Here is an 18,632-nt window from a genome sequence, read left to right on the forward strand (position 1 = left end):
GATAATCAAACTATTTTACAAAATTCTTCAAAATAGAGGATTTTATCTCCTCTTTTGAAATATTTTCTCTTATTTGTAAATCAAGTGCAAAATTTAACATATTTCTAAAATCACAACTTGGAGAAAAACCTAACTCTAGTAAATCAACCCCCATAATATGCGGTTTTAGTGCCCTATTTAAAATATCAAACTCTTCACATTTTTTTATAATACTAGATAGATTCTTATTCTTAAATGCAAGCTCAATCAAAATCAAATCTTCCAAAACTACTCTTAAAGATTGTTTTTTTAAACTTATATAATCATCTTCCAAACTCTCTTTAAGTAAAGAGTTTATTGAGCTTAAAAATTTTTTATCACAACTTATTTTTGATAAAAACTCCAAAACTTCATCCTCTTTTTCACCTCTTAACAATATAGTAAAAAATAAAACTAATGCTCTTTTTTCTTCAAACTCTCTATTTTCTAAGATCTTTGATAATCTATTTATAGCCCTATATTTTCCAAAAAAAGAGATTTTAAATATTTTAAGCTCATCTAAAAGCTTAAGCCCAATACTGGGTTTTTTTGATTTCAAAAATAGTTTTTTTAACTCTTCAAAAACTCTCTCCCTTGATAAATTATCAAGTTCATCACTTTTCACAATATCTTTTAAAAGATGTTTTGTCTTTTTTGTTATTTTAAAATTAAATCTTGAAGCAAAACCAATTGCTCTAAAAACTCGTAAACTATCCTCTACAAAACTCTTTTTATCTATATATCTTATTTTTCTTTTTTTTAAATCTTTTAAACCTAAGAAAGGGTCTATAAAACTATTTTTAAAGTAGTCATAATATATAGCATTTATAGTAAAGTCACGCCTCTTTGCAGCTTTTTTTATACTTAAATCTGAAAAAAGCTTTACTTCAAAACTTTTATGTGTTTTACCTACTTTTTTCTCTACTCTAGGTATAGAAAAATCACACTCTATACCATTTTCTTCTATTTTTAAAACACCAAAAGTTTTTCCAACTTCAATAACTTTTGTATGTTTTTCTAAAATAGTTCTTAACTCTTCCAAACTATTTAAACCAAAAACTTCAATATCAAAATCTTTAATCTCTTTGTTCAAAAGAAAATCTCTCACACAACCACCTACAAAATAAGGCTTATATGAACTATTTTTTAAATCTTCTAAAATACCAATTAAAAAATTTGGTATATTAAATGTTTGTTTGTAAAGAGATATTTTTTGGATAAGCAATAATAATTCCAACTTCATCAAATTTTGTTTTAATCTCTTCTAGAAGTTCGCTTCTTAAAGAACCAAAATCAGAAGATTTTGCCCAAACACTAACACTTATTTTTATACTATCAAGTGCCAAATCAGATACAGAAATACCAACTCCTTTATCTTTTAAAACTTTTGAATTTGACTCTATAATATTTGCTAAAACTTCTTTTACCTGTTTTATACTATTTTCATACGAAATAGCAACAACAATATCAACCCTTCTTGTATCATTTGCATTTACATTTGTGATGCTTCCACTTGTAATTTTTGAATTTGGTACAATTATTTTTTGATTGTCAGCAGTTAAAAATATAGTATTAAATATAGTTACTTCTGTAACAGTTCCACTAACTCCACCAGCAAGTACACTATCTCCAGCTTTAAATGGTTTAAATAGAACTATCATAACACCTGAAGCAAAATTCCCCAAAGAGTCTTTTAGTGCCAAACCAACAGCCAAACCAGCAGCTCCCAAAATAGCTAAAAATGAAGTAGTTTCAACTCCCAACTTATTTAAAGCGGCAATAATTACAACAGTTAATAATGCGTAATAAACAATATTTTCCAAAAACTTAACCAAAGTCTCATCAACACCGCCAACTTTTCTCAAAGCTCTTCCTAAAAGCTTTACTAAACTTTTTGAAATCCATTTCCCAATAAAAAATATTAGAACTGCAACAACAAATGATATAGAATAACTTATAAGTAACTCCATAACATTATCAGGAATAAAAGATTTAAAATCTCTTGTTAATTGTTCTACATTTTGTTCAACAATATTTTCTTCAATACTCATAAAAACCCCTTTATTTAATTAAATTAAAAATTTCAGAAACAACATCCTCTACTTTTACTTCTGTTTTTAGAAGAGTTTTTCTATCTACTATTTCAACTATTCCATCTAATAGTTTTTTCCCAATAATAATAGCATAAGGGAAACCTAAAAGCTCAAAATCTCCAATTTTAAACCCAAATCTAGCATTTACTCTATCATCTAAAATAGCATCTATATTTGAAGATTTTAATTCATTATATATTTTCTCACCAAACTTTGCCTCTTCCTCATTTTTTGAGTTTGAAACAATAATATCAACCATAAAAGGAGTTGTATTTTTTGTCCAAATACACCCTTTTTCATCATGATTTTGTTCAATAACAGCAGCAACAAGTCTTGAAACTCCAATGCCATAGCAACCCATGATAAAAGGTTTAGCTTTTCCATTTTCATCTAAAAATGTAGCATTCATAGCTTTTGAATATTTATCACCTAATTGAAAAATATGTCCAGCTTCAATTCCTTTTGTATAAGATAGTTTCCCACCACAACAAGAGCAAATATCACCCTCTTTTACAGCAATTAAATCAAAATATTTGATATTTTCTAAAGTTTTTAAATCAACATTTACTAAATGAAAATTCTCCTCATTTGCTCCACAAACTAATCCTTTTGAGTTTTCTAGTTCACTATCAACAACTACTAAAATATCTTTTGGTAAATCTTTTATTCCACAATATCCAGCAACTAATCCTGCACTTTTTATCTCATCTTCATTTGCATCAATAATCTCTAAAGCACCTATAGAGTTTAAAGCCTTTGTCTCTTCAAGTTCGTCACTTCCTCTTACAAAAAATAGTACAACTTTAGAAGAATTCTCAAAAATTGCTTTTTTTATAACTGCTTTTATTGTTTGTTCTTTTTCTATATGTAAGAAACTTGCAACTTCTTCTATTGTTTTACAATTTGGAGTTTCAACTTTTTTCAACTCAAGAGATTCAAAATTATAAAGCTTTTTTTCTCTTTTTGCAGCCTCAATGTTTGCAGCATAATCGCATTTATTACAAACTACAATAGTATCTTCTCCACTATTTGCTAAAACATGAAACTCTTTACTCCCACTTCCACCAATAGCACCACTATCAGCTTCAACAACTCTAAAATCAAGCCCTAGTTTTGTATATATTTTTTTATAAGTTTCTTCCATAAGATTAAACTCTCTTACTAAATCCTCTTGACTAGAGTGGAAAGAGTAGCCATCTTTCATTAAAAACTCTCTTCCTCTCATAAGTCCAAATCTAGGTCTTGCTTCATCTCTAAATTTTGTATTTATTTGATATAAATGAAGCGGTAAATCTTTATAAGATGTAACTCTATTTTTTACCATATTTACAACAGCTTCTTCATTTGTAGGACTTAATACAAACTCACCATTTTTTCTATCTTTAAATCTTAAAAGCTCATTTCCCATAGTTGAAGCTCTTCCAGACTCTTGCCAAAGACTCAAAGGAGTAACAAAACCAAATTGAACCTCATTTGCAAGAGTTTCATCCATCTCTTTTTTTACAATAGCTCTAATTTTGTCTAAAACAATTTTGCCTAAAGGCATAAAATCATAAATTCCAGCTCCAGTTTGAGAAATAAATCCACCACGAACTAAAAACTGATGAGATGGTAAAGTGGCATCACTTGGTGTCTCTTTTGTTGTTGGAATAAAAAGCTTACTAAATTTCATATATTTTTCCTATATTTTAAAATATTTTTTTGAATTCTCTAAATTTTGCTAATTTTTTGACAGATGTTCACACTTAAAGTTTGTATCACTATTATGCTTTGTAAACATACTTTGAACAGAGCTCACAACCAAATCACACTCCATATTTCTTGAAATAGTTTTAAGTTGTTTTGATGGATTATGAAGATATTCACTAATTATTGTTTGACAAAGCTTTTTTATATTCTCTTCATGCTCTTTTGGTACAAAACCTTTTTTTATAGCATTTTGAAGTTTTTTCTCTATTATGCTATCACCTTTTAAGTACAAATTTTTGATAATTGGTTCAATATCAAGACTTTTTAACCAATCAAAAAACTCTAAAGTAGCACGACCAACAATAGTATAAGCCTCTTTTGCTTGAGCAGATCTTTGTGTCATATTTGAGTTTACAATCTCTTGTAAATCATCTACTGAATAGATATCTAAATCAAACATTGCTATATTTTCATCAATATCTCTAGGAACTGCAATATCAAACCAATATCTATTTATACTTGAACTAGGAGTATTCTCCTGAGTGATTATTGGATATGGTGCAGATGTTGCAGTTATCATTACAGGCATAATTTCAAGTAACTCTTCAAGTTTAGCGTAAGGCTCTACTTCTATCTCTTTTTCGAAACTATTTGCAAGATTTTGAGCCTTTTTTATATCACGGCTTATAATAGTAACTTCAAATTCAGCATTAAGAAGATGTTTAACAGCAAGTTCACTCATAGCTCCAGCCCCAATTACCAAAGCTTTAACCCCTTTACTATTAACTACAAGCTCTTTTGCTTTTGCAACAGCCGTACTAGCAACTGAAACAGAACCAGTTCCTAAACTTGTAGCAGTTCGTACTTGTGCAGCACACTTAAAAGCATAGTGCATAACTTTGCTAATAGCCTCTCCACAAAAACCAAAACTTTGAGAAAATCTAAAGGCATCTTTTAATTGTCCAACAATTTGTGTCTCACCAATAACTAAACTATCTAAAGCTGAAGCCACAGAAAAAAGATGATGCACAGCAACATCTCCATCATAAATATCAGCTCTATCATATAAAAAATTAAAATCTAAAGATGAATAACTAGACAAATTTTCAATAATATTTTTACTACTTTGTTTTATATTTGAGCTTTTTGAAATAATCTCAACTCTATTACAAGTTGAAAGCAATACCAACTCAACTGTATCTCTATCTTCCAAAAGTTTTCTTATAAATCTTGCTTTCTCTTCTTCACTATTAAAAGCCAATTTTTCTCTCTGTTTTATATCCAAATTTTTATGCGAAAAACTAATTACCAAATAACTCATATTAAAAATCTCTTTCTATCATAGCTTTCATAATCTTTATCAAATCTTCACTATTTTTTTCATCTTTTATAGAGTTTATAGCTAAAAGCCCTATATTTTTTGCCTCTTTTATAGCATCTTCTAGAGCTTTTGTCTCTTTTAGTTGAACTTTTAACCAATCTAGCTCATCTTTGTTTAGCTCTTTTTTATATAAACTCTTCAAATACTCATTATCTTCAACTCTATCATATAAATAAAGATATGGAATAGTAACTTTTCCCTCTACAAAATCATGCATTGATGGTTTTCCAAGAGTCTCTTCATCTTGTGTAATGTCCAAAATATCATCAACCATCTGAAAAGCAAGTCCTAAATTTTTTCCATATACTGCATATTTTTTATCATCAAGCCCTACCAAAATAGCAGCAGCTTTAGCACTAGCTTCTATTAAAGATGCCGTTTTTTTATAAATCATATCTAAATATAGCTCATAAGAGGAGTTAAAAGATACTGTCAAATCGACATCCATCATCTCTCCAATACTAAGTTTTGTAACTGCATTTGATATATGATAGGCAACTCTTTTATCCATTTGAGATAACTCTGTAAATGCTCTTGAATATAGTATATCACCAAACATAATAGATGTTTTATTGTCATATAGTGCATTTATAGATGGTTTTCCTCTTCTAGTACTTGCTTCATCTATCACATCATCATGAAGTAATGAAGCTGCATGAATCATCTCAACAACTGCACAAAGTTTAATACTCTCTTCACTTACACCTGCAATTTTAAGTATCAATTTACTTCTTAGCATCTTTCCACTTGATAGCTCTTTTAAAAGTATATTTACTTTTGGATAGTCACAAACTCTAATAAACTCTTCTATTTTACTCTTAACTTCTTCCAAAACTTCCACTTAACTATCCAGCCTACTAATAATCTCTCCAGAAATTTCCATATAAAGCCCCTTTTTCATCGAGTTTACCTCTTCTTGATTTTTATCTTTAAACTCTTCTAGTTGTGAGTTTATATCAAAATTTTCATCTTTTCCTTGACTAACAATAAGCTCCAAGATGGCAAGTTTTTCAAAAACTTTATCTATCTCTTCTTCTACTAAATCTCTATGAGTTTGCTCTACAATATCAAAAAACTTTGATTTTGGACTTCCAAAAAATATATCATCATCATCTTCTGTAAACCAATCTTTATACTTACTCATTATTTATCTTCCAATCTTATTCTCACACTTTTAGCATGAGCTGTAAGTCCTTCTGTATCTGCTAGTAATGCACAAGGTTCACCTAGCTCTTCTATAGCTTTTTTTGAAAAACTTATAATTGAGCTTTTTTTAAGGAAATTTTCTACATTTAAAGGACTATAAAATTTAGCAGTTCCACCTGTAGGCAAAGTATGATTTGGTCCAGCTATATAGTCTCCAATTGGTTCAGGAGTATTCTCTCCCAAAAATATCGCACCAGCATGTTTTATATATGGTAAAAGTTCAAAAGGATTTTGTGTCAAAACTTCAAGGTGTTCAGGTGCTATCTCATTCATAAGTTCTATTGCTTCTTCCATATTTGAAGCAACAATAATAACCCCTCTTTCATCTATTGATTTTTTTGCAATCTCTTTTCTACTTAAATTTTCCAAATACCTATCTACTTCTAGGCTTGTATTCTTTGCCAAATTTTCATCTGTTGTAATTAAAATTGAGCTAGCCATCTCATCATGTTCTGCTTGAGATAGTAAATCTATTGCTATATAGTTTGCTTTTGCACTACTATCTGCTAAAACTCCAATTTCTGAAGGTCCAGCAATCATATCTATATTTACCTCACCAAAAACCAACTTTTTGGCTGTTGCTACAAATATGTTTCCAGGCCCAGTTATCACATCTACTTTTTTTATAGTTTGTGTTCCATAAGCCATAGCAGCAATTGCACTTGCCCCTCCAACTTTATAAACCTTTGAAACTTTACAAAGATAACAAGCTGCAAGTAAAAGCTCATTTACTTCATTATTTGGTGTTGGTGTACATACTATTATCTCTTTAACTCCAGCAACCATTGCAGGAATTGCATTCATAAGTAGTGAGCTAGGATATGCCGCTTTTCCACCTGGAATATAAAGTCCTGCTCTATCAACAGCAGTTACTTTTTGTCCTAAAATTGTTCCATTTTCTTCAAAATCCAACCAAGACTTTGGAAGTTGTTTCTCATGATATGCTTTTATTCTATCGTATGCAGTATGAAGTGATTTTTTTAAATCTTCATCTAAATTATCATAAGCTTTTTTCATACTATCTTGAGATATTAAAAGTTCATCATCACTCTTTACAATCCACTTATCAAACTTTTCTATATGTTTTTTTAGTGCAAGATTACCATCTTCAACAATCTCATCTATGATATTTTCAACTATTTTTGAAACACCTTTTATATCACTTTTTGCTCTTTGCAAAATATTCTCAAACTCTTTTTTAAACTCTTTTTCTTTTGTATTAATTATTCTCATTTACTTTTCCTAAAATCTCTTTTACTATTAGTTCCAAATTTCTATTTTCTACATCCACCACAATATTAGCAACTCTTTCATACTCTAAAACTCTTGTATTATAAAGTTTCAAAGCCTCTTTTTTATTTTGTAAAAGTGGTCTTTTCTTGAGCTTATTCTTTGCATTAGAAGCTTTCTTTATTCTTTTTAAAATTCCTTCAAATGATGATTTCAGATATATAATAGTTCCAATGTTTTGGATATTTTCTTGTTTATAAAATCCACCACCAGTTGAGATAATTGTGTTTTCTACACTATTTTCAAGCCAAAGAGCACTCTTTTTTTCTAAGTTTCTAAAATAGGCTTCTCCATCAGTAGCAAAAATTTTTTTAATAGCTCTGTTTTCCAAACTCTCTATTAAATCATCTGTATCTATTGCATACATATTTGATGCTTTTACCAAAGCTCTAGCAACTGTTCCTTTTCCAACACCCATAAAACCAATTAGTATAATATTATTCTTTTTCATAAGATGTGATTATATCAAAATATTGGTAAAAAATCATAACCATAAGAAAATGAATGCTTACTCTTTGAAATAAATCAACGATAAATAAACAAATAATTAACGAATTTAAGAAAAGTTTAAAAATTAATCATATAAAATGTTTGCCACGGTAAGCAAGGAAATAAATTATTTACTTGTAAATCGACTTTAATTTCGAAATTTTAGGAGAAAAACATGAGAAAAATCTCAAAACTTAGTTTAGTAGCAGCTGTTGCAGTTGCTGGTTTTAGTACTGCTAATGCACAACCTTTAGAGCAAGCAATCAAAGATGTAGAAGTATCTGGATCTGTTGTATATAGATATGACAATTTTGATAATGATAAAGTTGCGGGAAGAGATGGAAGAACTGATTTAAATAGATATAAAATTGGATTAAATCTATCTTCAAAAGTAAATGACTATGTTAAATTTAACTCAAGATTTATTGTAGGAAGTAAATCTGATTTTGGATGGGCTAATGATGGTAAAGGATTAGATAATAGAAAAGGTGGAGGAGATGGTGGAGCTGATGTTTCTTTATCTCAAGCATATTTTGGATTTACAGCTATTCCAAATACTGTAGTAAATGTTGGTAAACAAGGTTTAGCTACACCATATACAGTTGCTCTTGATATAAATGGAAATGAGCAAACTGGAACAGGTATCTTAGCTCTTACAAACTTCAGTGTTGTAACTTTAGGTGCTGGATATTTTAATAACACTAACTTAAATGAGTCTGGAAATATTACTAATACTGTTCTTGATGGTGGTTCAGATGTTTATGTTGCTACTGCTCAAGCTGATTTAGATTATGTTAAACTTGAAGCTTGGTATTTAGGTGTACAAGATTCTCTTAACTCTTATACTGTAGCAGCTACTTCAAATATTGATTTAGCAGAAAATGCAAAAATCGGTTTAGAAGCTAGATATGTAAATTTAAAACTAGATAGTGACCTTGCTCCTAATGCATCTAGTGACGCGAAAAAGAATGATATGTTTAGACTTGCAGTTGATGGTAAATTCTCTATCGTTAATGCTAGACTTGCATATACAAAAACTGGTAAACATGGTGGATTAACAGCTACAGATAACGATGCTAAAAATACATCTCTTGGATGGAATGTAACTTCTTTAGGAAAAGCTGATGCTGATTATTGGCAAGCAGCAGTTGGAGTAGATATTTTAGATAACCTTAACTTTACTCTACACTATGGTAACTTAAGAGCGAAAGGTGAAAATCCACTAGGTGTGGCTAATACAACAGACCTAAAACAAGAAGAAATTTATGGACAATTAACATATAAAATGTCTAAAAACCTTTCTACTTACCTAAGATATGGTAACATGACTAGCGAAGGTTATGATGACGGTGAAAAAACTGTAGATCAAAATATGGGAAGATTACAAGTTGCTTATACATTCTAATTTTTTTAGAAGTTGAAACTTGTTTCCTTAAAAGCTTGGGTTTTGCCCAAGCTTTTTTTTTGCCTTTTTTCTTCTTAATTCGATATAATAAAATCCAAATTCTAAAAATAGTATAAAGGCAAATTTTGATTTTATGTGATATTGGAAATACAGCTACAAAGTTTTTAATAGATAAAAATATAAAAAATTACTACAAAAAAGATAAAATCCCAAAATTAAAAGATGATATTTTTTACATAAGTGTAAATGAGAAAGCTACAAAAAAACTTCTTAAAAAAAACCCTCATGCAATAAATCTAGCTAATTTTATAAATTTTGAAACTTCTTATATAGGCTTAGGAGTAGATAGAGTTGTAGCTTGTAGTTTTCAAGAGAATGTAATTATAATTGATGCAGGAAGTGCAATAACTGTTGATATTATGGAAAATTCAAAACATATAGGTGGATTTATACTTTTGGGATTAAATAGTTTTCTAAAAAGTTATGAAAATATCTCAAAAAGGCTAAAAATATCAAAAAGTGATTTTGAAAAAAATATAAATTTGGATAAAATACCTCTTTTCACAAAAGATGCTATTTTGTATGCCTTAATAAAATCTATCATTTTACCTATAATTGAGATTTGTAAAGATAAAAATATAATATTTACAGGTGGAGATGGAGAGTTTTTAAGCCAATTTTTTGAAAATAGTATATATAAAAAAGATTTAATATTTGAAAATATGAAAAGGATAATAGATGCTAACAATAGCCCTTCCTAAAGGAAGAATTGCAGATGAAACTCTTGATAGATTTGAGAAAGCTTTTGGAGAGAAGTTTGTATTTGAAGATAGAAAACTAATCTTAGAAAAAAGTGGTTTTAAGTTTTTAAATGTAAGAAATCAAGATGTACCAACTTATGTTATGCATGGAGCTGCTGATTTAGGAGTTGTAGGACTTGATGTTTTAGAAGAGAAAGAGTATGACTTAATCAAACTTTTGGACTTGAAACTTGGTCGTTGCAAAGTCGCTTTTGGCCTTAGAGCTGGCGAGAAACTAAATTTTGATAAAAGTAAAATCACAATTGCAACAAAACATGAAAAAATAGCCAAAAAATATTTTGAACAAAAAGCTATGGCAGTAGAAATCATAAAACTCTATGGCTCTATAGAATTAGCTCCTTTAGTTGGACTTTGTGATTGTATTGTTGATATTGTAGAAACTGGTGAAACTATGAAACAAAATGGTCTTGAGGTAGGTCCAACAATAATGGAAACAACAGCCCACTTAATAGCAAATAAGAACTCATTTTATGCAAAAAAAGATTTGATTTTTGATTTAAAAGATAAACTAGAGAAATATTTATAATGGGACTTGATTTATATGCAAAAATAGAGCCTTATTTAGATTTTGAAGAGGAAATTTACTCGCTTCACAAAGAGTTTTTGAAGTTTATTATGGTAAATGAACTTGATAATATTATAGATATTGGTTGCGGACAAGGCTACTTTTTAAATAATTTAGAGATAAATAAAAAAAGAGCCTTTGGAATAGATTTGAGTCTTGAGCAGATAAAAATTTGTCAAGAAAAAGGATTAAATGCAAAGGCAATATCTCTTGAAGATCTTGAAAAATTAGAAGAGAGGTTTGATTGTGCAACTGCTATCTTTGATGTTTTAAACTATATTCCTAAACTTGAATTAGAAAAATTTATTCTACAAGTTGCTAAAGTTTTAAATTCAAATGCTTATTTTATCTTTGATGTAAACACATATTTTGGCTTTGATGAAGTAGCTCAAGGAACTATAAATATCGATATTGAAGATAAGTTTATAGCAATTGATGCTTTTTTTGAAAACAATAAACTTCAAACAAATATCACACTTTTTGAAAAAGAAAAAGGTGAAAAATATACAAAAGAACAAGATAGTATAATACAAGAGTACCACAAAAAAGAGTTTCTAGAAAAAATATTAGAAAATTCTGGTTTTAAAATTTTGGAGATAAAAGAGTTTTTTCTTCACACTAATGAGAGTGCAGATAAACTAATATTTATTTGTAAAAAAGCCGTTTGAGAAAAACAACTATTTTTTCTATAGGGTTTTTATCTATATTTACTCTTCTTCATATCTTTGACTTAGATGATAAACTACTGTTTGATATATTTTCTACAAAGAGTCAAACTATGTTTTTGAAAAAAGAGAATAACATCTATTTTAAAGAGATTAAGGAGATTAGAAAAAATTTATCTGGGATTACTTATAATCCAAAATCAAATACTCTTTTTGCAATAACAAATGCCCCTAGAGATATTTATGAATTAGATATAAATGGAAATATTTTAAGAGTTATAAAACTTAAAGGGTTTAGAGACACAGAAGATATTACATATATAAAAGATGATTTATTTGCTATTGTAGATGAAGAGTTAAGTGGTTTTTATATTATAAAAATAACAAGTAACACTTCAAAAATATATAAAGAAGATAGCCTGAAAAGCTTTATAATAGATGTAAGAACTACTGAAAATTTTGGCTTAGAAGGAATAAGCTATGATCAAAAAAATGATATCTTTTACCTAGCAAACGAGAGAAATCCAAAAAAAATCATTACTATAAAAGGATTTATGCTTGATAATCCAATAGTTATGGATGAAAAGTTTGATATTATAGAAGATAATGATTATTTAGGAGATTTTTCTGCTATTTATTTTGACAATGAAAATGAAAATATATATATCTTAAGTGATGAGAGTCGTCTTCTAGGAAGAGTTGATAATAATAAAAATTTTAGTAAATACTTAGATTTAGAAGAGAATGAAATATATTCACAGATGAAACACCCAGAAGGTATCACAAAGGATAAAGATGGAAACATCTATATAGTTGGAGAACCAAACCATTTTCTATCTATAAAGAAAAGATAATATTTACAAACAGATATAACTTATGTATAAATTGTGTAGCTTTGCTACAATAGTTTATTATTAATTTATATAAATATATATTTCACCAGTTATCAATACTATTTATGATAGTTTTAGATTTATTATAAATAAGTGGGGGGGGACATTCTTTATGAATATTAAATCTTTAAAAATAAAACTATTGCTCATTACTATTTTGCCTTTTATTTTGGCAATTCTTATTCTTTCTGGTACAAACTTCAACAGAACAGAATCTAGTTTAAATACTGCTTTGAAGGATTTTGAAAGCTCAATCATTGTTCAAAAAGAGGCTCTTATAAAGCATGAATTTGGAATGACCCCAAAAAAGTAGACAGAAATTTATTCAGTTAATTAAAATAACAATTTAGAGAAAATTGTAAACAATTGAAGGAATTAAAAATGGCAAGAAGAGAATATAGTGAAGAGTTTAGAAGAGATGCTGTAAAACAAGTTATAGAAAATGGATATGGGGTTGTTGAAACAGCTGAGAGGTTAGGTGTCCATTATGATTCTTTGAGAAACTGGATAAAAAAATACAAATCACCAGAAGCTGAAGTAGAAATAAAAAAAACTCAAGATACAACAGCTGAAATAAAAAGATTGCAAAAAGAATTAAAGAGAGTTACAGAAGAGAGGGATATTTTAAAAAAGGCCGCAGCGTACTTTGCAAACAACCCAAATTAAAGTACGCATTTATAAAGGAGTATCAAATACAGTACACAATCAGAAGAATGTGTACTGTATTGAAAGTTCATCCTAGTGGGTATTATAAATGGTTAAAACAACCTATTTCAAATTTAGAGATTGAAAATCAACAAATTTTACAAGAGATAAAAAAAGCATATAGAGAGTCAAATGGGATATATGGATATAGAAATATTCATAAAGATTTAAAGGCTTCAAATATACATGTAAATAAGAAAAGAGTTGCAAGATTAATGAAAGAAGCAAAACTTTGTGGAATAGGAAATTATAAAAGAAAACCAAAGCATAAGGCTGGTTCAATTCATAAAGCACATCCAAATCATTTAAAACAATGTTTTTTAACATATAAACCAAATGAATCTTGGGTTAGTGATATCACATATATCAGAACTTATGAAGGATGGTTATATTTAGCTACAGTTATAGATCTTTATTCAAGAAAAATAATTGGTTGGGCAACAGGACATAGACAATCAACATCTTTAATTATTAAAGCTTTGAAAAAAACAACTCACAGAATTAAAAATCATAAAGTAATTCTTCATTCAGATCAAGGTAGCCAATATAGTTCTTATGAATACCAAACATTTTTAAAGCATCATAATATTATCCCAAGTATGAGCCGTAGAGGTAATTGTTATGATAATGCAGTAGCAGAGAGTTTTTTTAAGACATTAAAAAAAGAATTAGTTAGAAAAACTATATTTCATACAAGAGCAGAAGCTAGAGATAAAATATTTGAATATATAGAAATGTTTTATAACGCAAAAAGACGACATAGTTTTTTAGATTTTATAAGTCCAAATGAATTTGAGAAAAGATACAATGATAGTGTTACTCAACCCAAGGTGTTAACTGATTAAAAAAGTGTCTACTAACTTGGGGTCATTCCAATAAGATGAATAAAGATATCTCTTCTTTGCTTACTATAGCTTTATCAATAACAATTCTTATATCTATTGCTATGATAATTATTATAGTGCTAGCTATAAGTAAAATTATTAATAGACCTTTAAAAGCACTTCAAGATACACTAAGTGAGTTTTTCAAATACTTAGCAGGAGAAACACAAGAGATTCACCGAATAAAGAACTATTCAAAAGATGAGATAGGTCAAATGTCTAAAATAGTTGATATGAATATTGAAAAAACTAGAAAAGATATTGATGACAATAATATTTTTATTCAAAATACAATTGAGATTTTGGCTAAATTCCAAAATGGTGATTTATCTCAAAGATTAAATATTGAGGTGCAAAGCCCAAATTTAGTGAAATTAAAATCTGTTATGAATAAAATGGCAGAAGAGTTAGAACAAAACATAGTTAATATTTTAAAAATAGTTGATGAATATAGTAGTTATAACTATCTAAATAAAATAGATACAACAAAGTTTGAAAATCATATTCTACAACTTGCAAATGGTGTAAATAACTTAGGTGATTCTATTACAAAAATGTTACAAGATAATAAAAACAATGGAGAGATATTAGAAGATAGTTCAAATAGACTTTTAAAAAATGTAGAGACTCTAAATAGTAGTTCTACAGAGACTGCTTCAAATTTAGAAGAGACTGCTGCTAGTATTGAAGAGATCACTGTAAACTTAAGAAATAGTACAAAAAATGTACAAACTATGTCAAATATTGCTATGAGTGTTACATCAAAAGCTAGTAGCGGAGAATTTTTGGCAAAACAAACTGTAAATGCAATGGATGAGATAAATAAAGAGGTAAGCTCTATAAATGAAGCTATTGAGGTAATCGACCAAATTGCTTTCCAAACAAATATTCTTTCACTAAATGCAGCCGTAGAAGCAGCAACAGCAGGAGAAGCAGGAAAAGGGTTTGCAGTTGTTGCACAGGAAGTAAGAAATCTAGCAACAAGAAGTGCAGAAGCTGCAAAAGAGATAAAAGATATAGTTGAAAGAGCAACAGTAAAAGCACATGATGGAAAAGATGTTGCACATGAGATGATAAATGGATATAGCGAACTAAATAGTGATATTAAAAATACTATAGATTTAATCAAAGATTTTGAAAGTTCAAGTAAAGAGCAACTATCTGGTATTGAGCATATAAATAGTGCTATTAGTTTAATTGATCAAAAAACTCAACACAATACGGATGTAACCTTTGCTACAAAAGAGATAGCTATCTCTACTAACAATATAGCAAAGTTAATAATAGAAGATGTTAATAAAAAAGTATTTTAATAAGTAGGTTTAAATTAAACCTACTATATCTCTTATTTCTCTCATTTTTTCAGCAGCAATTTTTCTAGCTTTAGAAGCTCCAAACTCCAATATCTCTCTTACTTTTTTTGGATTTTCTAAAAGTTCTACTCTTTTCTCTTCGTAAGGTTTAAAGTACTCTTCAATCTTTTCAAGAAGTGTAAGCTTAAAGTGACCATATCCCTCACCAGCAGTTTCATATCTTTTTTGTAAATCTTTCAATTCATCTTCATTCATAAATAGTTTTGAAATAGCATAGATATTACAATTTTTCCACTCTTTTGGTTCATCTAGCTCTTTTGAATCTGTTACTATTTTCATAACTTGTTTTTTTCGCTCTTTTTTGCTTGTAAACATATCAATTGTGTTGTTATATGATTTACTCATTTTTGCTCCATCAGTTCCAAGAACAGTTGCCACATTATCATCTACTTTTGCAAGAGGAAGAGTAAAAATCTCTTGATTATAAGCATGATTAAATGATATTGCTATATCTCTTGTCATCTCTACGTGTTGAATCTGGTCGCGTCCTACTGGAACAATATTTGAATCAAATAGTAAAATATCAGCAGCCATCAAAACTGGGTATGAGAATAGTCCATGGTTTGCACTTATTCCTTTTGAAGTCTTATCTTTGTATGAATGAGCTCGTTCTAATAAACCCATAGAAGTATGATTTGATAGTATCCAATAAAGTTCCAAAACCTCTTTTACATCATGTTGTATCCAAAAAGTTGATTTCTCAATATCCATTCCTAAAGCCAAAAAATTTATAGCTGCTTCATAAGAGTTTTTTTCTAAAAACTCTTTATCTTTTACACTTGTCAAGGCATGGTATGAAGCTATAAAGGCAAATAATTCTCCATCATTTTGCGACTCTATCATCTTTTTTACCATACCAAAATAGTTTCCTATGTGAATTGTTCCTGATGGTTGAATACCTGATAAAATTCTCAAAACCAAATTCTCCTATCTTTTTTTGTTTGGATTATATCAAAACTAGCTAAAACTTATAAATTATTTAATAAAGTAAAATTTTAAATCCAATTAAAATTAAAACCACTCCACCTAAAATTTCAGCTTTACTCTCATACTTTTCACCACCACGACTTCCTACATAAACTCCAATATAGCTAATAATAAAAGTAATAAATCCAATGATAAATAAAGAGAGATAGATATTTATAGGAAACAGATGTAAACTATACCCAGCAGCCATAGCATCTAAGCTTGTAGCAATAGCAAGAGTTAATAATATTTTATTTGTTACTTGAGTTATCTCTTCTTCTACATTTTCATTAAAAGCTTCATATAACATCTTTCCACCTATAAGTAAAAGTAAAATAAATGCTACAACTTTATCATATCCTTGAATATACTCTCTTAAACCAATTCCACCTAAAAAACCTAAAAAAGGCATTAAAGCTTGAAATATACCAAAAAATAATCCAGCTTTTAAAGCCATAGTTTTTACCTCTAGCTTATTTTTTATTCCAAGCCCAATAGAAACTGCAAATGCATCCATACTTAAAGCAAATGCCAACACAAAAACTTCTAACATATACTCCCTTTTTTAAAATATAAAGCCAAAATTATAACTAAAATAGTAAAAATAAAGCTTTTTTACTACTGTAACTTTAATGCTATTTCTATATGTTAATGTTTTAATACAAATATAAAAAAGGAGTTATTATGATTTATGAAAGACCGAAATACAAAGATCAGTATGAGAACTTTATAGGTGGAGAGTGGGTTGCTCCAACAAGCGGTGAGTATTTTGAAAATATATCTCCAGTAGATGGCAAATTTCTTACAAAAATACCTAGATCAAATGAGAAAGATATTGATTTAGCAATTGCTACTGCTAAAAAGGGTTTTGAAGAATATAGACACTTTAGTGTTGCACAAAAAAGTGCTTTGCTAAATAAAATTGCCAATATTGTCGAAGCAAATTTAGAGACTTTAGCAGTTGCTGAAACACTAGATAATGGAAAAGCTGTAAGAGAGACTTTAAATGCTGATTTACCTCTATTTATAGACCATTTTAGATACTTTGCTTCAGTTATAAGAGCAGAAGCTGGAACTGTTGCTGATTTGGATGAAAATACAATCTCCCAAGAAATTTTTGAACCTTATGGAGTTGTTGCACAAATTATTCCTTGGAATTTTCCACTTCTAATGGCTGCTTGGAAACTAGCTCCTGCAATAGCTGCTGGAAATTGTGTGATTTTAAAACCAGCTAGTTCAACTCCACTATCAATTTTACTATTTTTGGATTTAATTAAAGATGTGCTTCCAAAAGGTGTGATAAATGTAATAAATGGTGCTGGTGGTAAAATAGGAAAATATCTTGTAACTCACCCTGATATTAAAAAAGTAGCATTTACAGGAGAGACAAGCACAGGTCAAGAGATTATGAGATATGCAACAGAAAATATCATTCCCTCAACACTAGAGCTTGGCGGAAAATCACCAAATGTTTTCTTTAAATCGATTATGGATACAGATGATGAGTTTTTTGATAAAGCAATAGAGGGGCTTGTACTATTTGCATTTAATAGTGGAGAAGTTTGTACTTGCCCATCAAGAGCTCTTATTGAAGAGTCAATTTATGAACCATTTATGAAAAGGGTTATACAAAGAGTAAAAGCTATAAAATTAGGTAACCCTCTTGATACAGAAAATACAATGGGTGCTCAAAACTCTTTTAATCAAAAAGAGAAAATTGCAAAATATTTAAAAATTGCAAAAGAAGAAGCAGCTGAATGTTTAATTGGTGGAGAAATTTATCAATCAACTATAAACCCAGATGGATTTTATATAGAGCCAACAATTTTCAAAGGTCATAATAAGATGAGAATCTTCCAAGAGGAGATTTTTGGACCAGTGTTATCTGTAACAACATTTAAAGATGAAAAAGAGGCTATACAAATAGCAAATGATACTATTTATGGATTGGGTGCTGGAGTTTGGTCAAGAGATGCTCACCAAATTCATAGAGTTAGTCGTGCTATCCAAGCTGGAAGAATTTGGGTGAATTGTTATCACCTCTATCCAGCTCATGCCTCTTTTGGTGGATATAAAAAATCTGGAATAGGAAGAGAGACTCATATGATGATGTTAAATAATTATAGACATACAAAAAATATTTTAACTTCATTTAATACAAAAGCTTTAGGATTTTTTTAAATTAAAAA

19 protein-coding genes are annotated in these 18,632 nt (G+C 28.9%); 9 read left to right on the forward strand and 10 right to left on the reverse strand.

All coding sequences use genetic code 11. The features are described 5' to 3' along the window. Positions 1-10: 10 nt before the first annotated feature. From ATR_RS07910 to ATR_RS07945, 8 genes are read right to left on the reverse strand one after another with little or no spacing between them, the layout of a single operon-like run. Positions 11-1,243: a CCA tRNA nucleotidyltransferase gene (locus tag ATR_RS07910; protein WP_228254219.1), complete on the reverse strand. Its 1,233-nt coding sequence runs from the start codon at positions 1,241-1,243 to the stop codon at positions 11-13. Then, positions 1,203-2,069: a mechanosensitive ion channel family protein gene (locus ATR_RS07915; protein WP_115428899.1), complete on the reverse strand. Its 867-nt coding sequence runs from the start codon at positions 2,067-2,069 to the stop codon at positions 1,203-1,205. The genes ATR_RS07910 and ATR_RS07915 overlap by 41 nt, the downstream gene beginning before the upstream one ends. A 10-nt stretch (positions 2,070-2,079) precedes the next feature. Further along, positions 2,080-3,783, reverse strand: a complete 1,704-nt coding sequence (locus ATR_RS07920) for a proline--tRNA ligase (RefSeq protein ID WP_115428900.1) — start codon at positions 3,781-3,783, stop codon at positions 2,080-2,082. Between the two features lie 48 nt (positions 3,784-3,831). Then, entirely contained in the window at positions 3,832-5,121 is a 1,290-nt protein-coding gene (gene hemA, locus ATR_RS07925) for a glutamyl-tRNA reductase (RefSeq protein WP_115428901.1), read from the reverse strand. A 1-nt stretch (position 5,122) separates the two neighbouring features. Continuing rightward, a complete protein-coding gene (locus ATR_RS07930) occupies positions 5,123-6,013 on the reverse strand; it encodes a polyprenyl synthetase family protein (RefSeq protein WP_179948452.1) in 891 nt (296 codons plus the stop codon). 9 nt (positions 6,014-6,022) lie between these two features. Then, positions 6,023-6,325, reverse strand: coding sequence for a DUF2018 family protein (locus ATR_RS07935; protein ID WP_115428903.1), 303 nt, complete (start codon positions 6,323-6,325; stop codon positions 6,023-6,025). Then, on the reverse strand, positions 6,325-7,620 hold the full coding sequence (gene hisD, locus ATR_RS07940; RefSeq protein ID WP_115428904.1) for a histidinol dehydrogenase: 1,296 nt from the start codon (positions 7,618-7,620) through the stop codon (positions 6,325-6,327). The genes ATR_RS07935 and hisD overlap by 1 nt, the downstream gene beginning before the upstream one ends. Further along, positions 7,607-8,128, reverse strand: a complete 522-nt coding sequence (locus ATR_RS07945; protein WP_115428905.1) for a shikimate kinase — start codon at positions 8,126-8,128, stop codon at positions 7,607-7,609. Before ATR_RS07945 ends, hisD begins: the two co-directional genes overlap by 14 nt. 213 nt (positions 8,129-8,341) lie before the next feature. On the opposite strand from ATR_RS07945, the gene ATR_RS07950 reads away from it, so the two are divergent. From ATR_RS07950 to ATR_RS07985, 8 genes are all read left to right on the forward strand, one after another. After that, positions 8,342-9,571, forward strand: coding sequence for a major outer membrane protein (locus tag ATR_RS07950; protein WP_115428906.1), 1,230 nt, complete (start codon positions 8,342-8,344; stop codon positions 9,569-9,571). Positions 9,572-9,696: 125 nt separating this feature from the next. After that, a complete protein-coding gene (locus ATR_RS07955; protein WP_115428907.1) occupies positions 9,697-10,332 on the forward strand; it encodes a type III pantothenate kinase in 636 nt (211 codons plus the stop codon). Continuing rightward, the gene (hisG, locus tag ATR_RS07960; RefSeq protein ID WP_115428908.1) at positions 10,310-10,918 is read left to right on the forward strand and encodes an ATP phosphoribosyltransferase; all 609 of its coding nucleotides are present in this window, start codon (positions 10,310-10,312) and stop codon (positions 10,916-10,918) included. The genes ATR_RS07955 and hisG overlap by 23 nt, the downstream gene beginning before the upstream one ends. Then, positions 10,918-11,625, forward strand: coding sequence for a class I SAM-dependent DNA methyltransferase (locus ATR_RS07965; RefSeq protein ID WP_115428909.1), 708 nt, complete (start codon positions 10,918-10,920; stop codon positions 11,623-11,625). Before hisG ends, ATR_RS07965 begins: the two co-directional genes overlap by 1 nt. Then, entirely contained in the window at positions 11,622-12,476 is an 855-nt protein-coding gene (locus ATR_RS07970; protein ID WP_228254220.1) for an SdiA-regulated domain-containing protein, read from the forward strand. The genes ATR_RS07965 and ATR_RS07970 overlap by 4 nt, the downstream gene beginning before the upstream one ends. A gap of 151 nt (positions 12,477-12,627) precedes the next feature. Next, the gene (locus ATR_RS07975; protein ID WP_115428911.1) at positions 12,628-12,828 is read left to right on the forward strand and encodes a hypothetical protein; all 201 of its coding nucleotides are present in this window, start codon (positions 12,628-12,630) and stop codon (positions 12,826-12,828) included. Between the two features lie 68 nt (positions 12,829-12,896). Further along, positions 12,897-14,065, forward strand: a protein-coding gene (locus ATR_RS07980) for an IS3 family transposase (protein WP_115427962.1) whose coding sequence is annotated in 2 segments (ribosomal slippage) — positions 12,897-13,149 and positions 13,149-14,065 — 1,170 coding nt in all. Because the reading frame shifts where the segments join, the coding sequence is not laid out codon by codon here. 35 nt (positions 14,066-14,100) lie between these two features. Continuing rightward, the gene (locus ATR_RS07985; RefSeq protein WP_115428912.1) at positions 14,101-15,417 is read left to right on the forward strand and encodes a methyl-accepting chemotaxis protein; all 1,317 of its coding nucleotides are present in this window, start codon (positions 14,101-14,103) and stop codon (positions 15,415-15,417) included. Between the two features lie 9 nt (positions 15,418-15,426). Here ATR_RS07985 and trpS read toward each other — a convergent pair whose 3' ends face one another. Both trpS and ATR_RS07995 read right to left on the reverse strand, forming a co-directional pair. Then, positions 15,427-16,392, reverse strand: a complete 966-nt coding sequence (gene trpS, locus ATR_RS07990) for a tryptophan--tRNA ligase (protein WP_115429475.1) — start codon at positions 16,390-16,392, stop codon at positions 15,427-15,429. Between the two features lie 64 nt (positions 16,393-16,456). Then, the gene (locus ATR_RS07995; RefSeq protein WP_115428913.1) at positions 16,457-16,996 is read right to left on the reverse strand and encodes a manganese efflux pump MntP; all 540 of its coding nucleotides are present in this window, start codon (positions 16,994-16,996) and stop codon (positions 16,457-16,459) included. A gap of 131 nt (positions 16,997-17,127) precedes the next feature. Between ATR_RS07995 and ATR_RS08000 the strand changes: the two genes are divergently transcribed. Beyond that, complete coding sequence (locus ATR_RS08000) at positions 17,128-18,624, forward strand: aldehyde dehydrogenase family protein (RefSeq protein ID WP_115428914.1); 1,497 nt, start codon at positions 17,128-17,130, stop codon at positions 18,622-18,624. Positions 18,625-18,632: the final 8 nt, after the last annotated feature.

This window comes from Aliarcobacter trophiarum LMG 25534 (genome assembly GCF_003355515.1).
GTDB classification, from domain to species: Bacteria; Campylobacterota; Campylobacteria; order Campylobacterales; family Arcobacteraceae; genus Aliarcobacter; species Aliarcobacter trophiarum.

What these genes read in the sequence shown, in the direction of transcription:
- ATR_RS07915 (WP_115428899.1), bottom strand. Translation starts at nt 2,069, where the DNA reads ATGAGTATTGAAGAAAATATTGTTGAACAAAATGTAGAACAATTAACA.
- ATR_RS07920 (WP_115428900.1), bottom strand. Translation starts at nt 3,783, where the DNA reads ATGAAATTTAGTAAGCTTTTTATTCCAACAACAAAAGAGACACCAAGT.
- hemA (WP_115428901.1), bottom strand. Translation starts at nt 5,121, where the DNA reads ATGAGTTATTTGGTAATTAGTTTTTCGCATAAAAATTTGGATATAAAA.
- ATR_RS07935 (WP_115428903.1), bottom strand. Translation starts at nt 6,325, where the DNA reads ATGAGTAAGTATAAAGATTGGTTTACAGAAGATGATGATGATATATTT.
- hisD (WP_115428904.1), bottom strand. Translation starts at nt 7,620, where the DNA reads ATGAGAATAATTAATACAAAAGAAAAAGAGTTTAAAAAAGAGTTTGAG.
- ATR_RS07945 (WP_115428905.1), bottom strand. Translation starts at nt 8,128, where the DNA reads ATGAAAAAGAATAATATTATACTAATTGGTTTTATGGGTGTTGGAAAA.
- ATR_RS07950 (WP_115428906.1), top strand. Translation starts at nt 8,342, where the DNA reads ATGAGAAAAATCTCAAAACTTAGTTTAGTAGCAGCTGTTGCAGTTGCT.
- hisG (WP_115428908.1), top strand. Translation starts at nt 10,310, where the DNA reads ATGCTAACAATAGCCCTTCCTAAAGGAAGAATTGCAGATGAAACTCTT.
- ATR_RS07965 (WP_115428909.1), top strand. Translation starts at nt 10,918, where the DNA reads ATGGGACTTGATTTATATGCAAAAATAGAGCCTTATTTAGATTTTGAA.
- ATR_RS07975 (WP_115428911.1), top strand. Translation starts at nt 12,628, where the DNA reads ATGAATATTAAATCTTTAAAAATAAAACTATTGCTCATTACTATTTTG.
- ATR_RS07985 (WP_115428912.1), top strand. Translation starts at nt 14,101, where the DNA reads ATGAATAAAGATATCTCTTCTTTGCTTACTATAGCTTTATCAATAACA.
- ATR_RS07995 (WP_115428913.1), bottom strand. Translation starts at nt 16,996, where the DNA reads ATGTTAGAAGTTTTTGTGTTGGCATTTGCTTTAAGTATGGATGCATTT.
- ATR_RS08000 (WP_115428914.1), top strand. Translation starts at nt 17,128, where the DNA reads ATGATTTATGAAAGACCGAAATACAAAGATCAGTATGAGAACTTTATA.